The sequence below is a fragment of the Micromonospora sp. NPDC000316 genome (assembly GCF_042898885.1).
Classification (GTDB): Bacteria; Actinomycetota; Actinomycetes; order Mycobacteriales; family Micromonosporaceae; genus Micromonospora.
The window spans coordinates 1-1,467 of sequence record NZ_JBIAZG010000018.1; the positions used below are offsets into that span (position 1 = coordinate 1).

Sequence of the window (1,467 nt, forward strand, 5' to 3'; positions counted from 1 at the left end):
CTCCTCGCGAAAGACCGCGACAAGTAGGACAAACGACCCCCGGGGGGTCAATCCCAATCCGTCGCTAGGGGGTCAGTTCCAGTCCGCCGTTGACAGCGAGGACCAAGAAGAGCGCCGGAAGGCACTCGACGAGGCACACCAAAGAATGCGACTGGCCTGCGAGCAAATTCGGCTTCTGGGAAGTCCCCGAGTCCAAGCCGCCGCGCGGACCGTCATTCATCACGCCTACGCAGTGCGGGTTCAGGGAGAAGAGGGCCGAGATCCACGAGCCGGGAAACGTCCGTCCAAGCCTCCGCTCGGCAGGCTAAACGACGCCTTGCAGGAGTTCTACCGGGCGGTCCGAGCGCAACTCAGGGCAGACGACCCCGAGGCGGTAATTCATGACGATGATCTCGACGTGGTCGAACAAGGGCTCCAACCGTTGACATGGGCCGAGCGGTCCCAGTCGGCCTGACCTCCGACAACCGCGCGGGCTGGTCCCAAGAAGGTCAGGCATACAAGGGGGCGGTTTGCGCAGCTAGAGAAACCGCCGAACACGGAGCCTCATCCACGGCGGCGCGCTCGATCTTGGCATGACGTGGGCATAGGTGTTCATGGTCAGCCCGATCTGGCTGTGACCGAACACCTTCATTACCCTCCGAGGCGAGGCATCGGAGACAAGCAGGAACGTCGCGCAGGCGTGCCGCAGGTCGTGCAGACGCAGCCAGTCGAGGCCGGCCGCCGCCCGTATCTTGTGCCACGTGCGGTCGATGTGGTCTGGGTCCATCGGCGTACCGAACTTGGACGGGAAGACCAAGCCTGGATCCTGCCACCGCTCCCCCACCACCAGCCTATCCGCGGCATGCTGCCGACGATGCGCGCGGAACAGGGCGAGGGTCTGCGCCGGGACCGCTCCGTCTTGGGTGCCACGAGCTGCGATCTCCTCGTCGGGCATCCGGACCATGCGCTACGACGCCCACCAAACATGGGCACTCGCATATCCTGCGCGGGCGCTTACTGCTCCGTTGAGAGCCGGTCGAGGGTCTCTGCGGCGGCGTCTCGCAGCGGGGTGAAGGGGTCGGGTTCGGCGGTAGCGAGTTCCGCGTAGATGTGTACTGCCTCAGTGACCGCCTGGATCGCGGACAGCGCTAGCTCGCGGTCCTCAAGTATGAGTGCTATCCGTCCCACGGCCCACAGGGATCTCGCTAGGTCGGGTAGGTGGGCGTCGCGGTTGAGGTCCACCAACTCCCGGTAGAGCTGAACGGCTTCGCTGCTGGTGTTGAGGGCCTCGGCCCGCCGACCCGCCTCCGCCAAGAACGCGGCGTGGTTGTTCACCGATATCGCCAGGTTGGGTAGGTAGGCGTCGCGGTTGAGGTCCACCAACTCCCGGCGGAGCTGAACGGCTTCGCTGCTGGTGTCGAGGGCCTCGGCCCGCCGACCCGCCTCCGCCAAGAACGCGGCGTGGTTGTTCACCGATATCGCCAGGTT

Annotated in this window: 1 protein-coding gene and 1 pseudogene; both read right to left on the minus strand. The window is 65.4% G+C overall.

Annotated elements, in window-relative coordinates:
- Positions 1-517: 517 nt before the first annotated feature.
- Complete coding sequence (locus ACFY2Q_RS25715; protein ID WP_387134372.1) at positions 518-934, minus strand: tyrosine-type recombinase/integrase; 417 nt, start codon at positions 932-934, stop codon at positions 518-520.
- A 59-nt stretch (positions 935-993) separates the two neighbouring features.
- Positions 994-1,467, minus strand: a pseudogene (locus tag ACFY2Q_RS25720) (tetratricopeptide repeat protein); the annotation flags it as partial.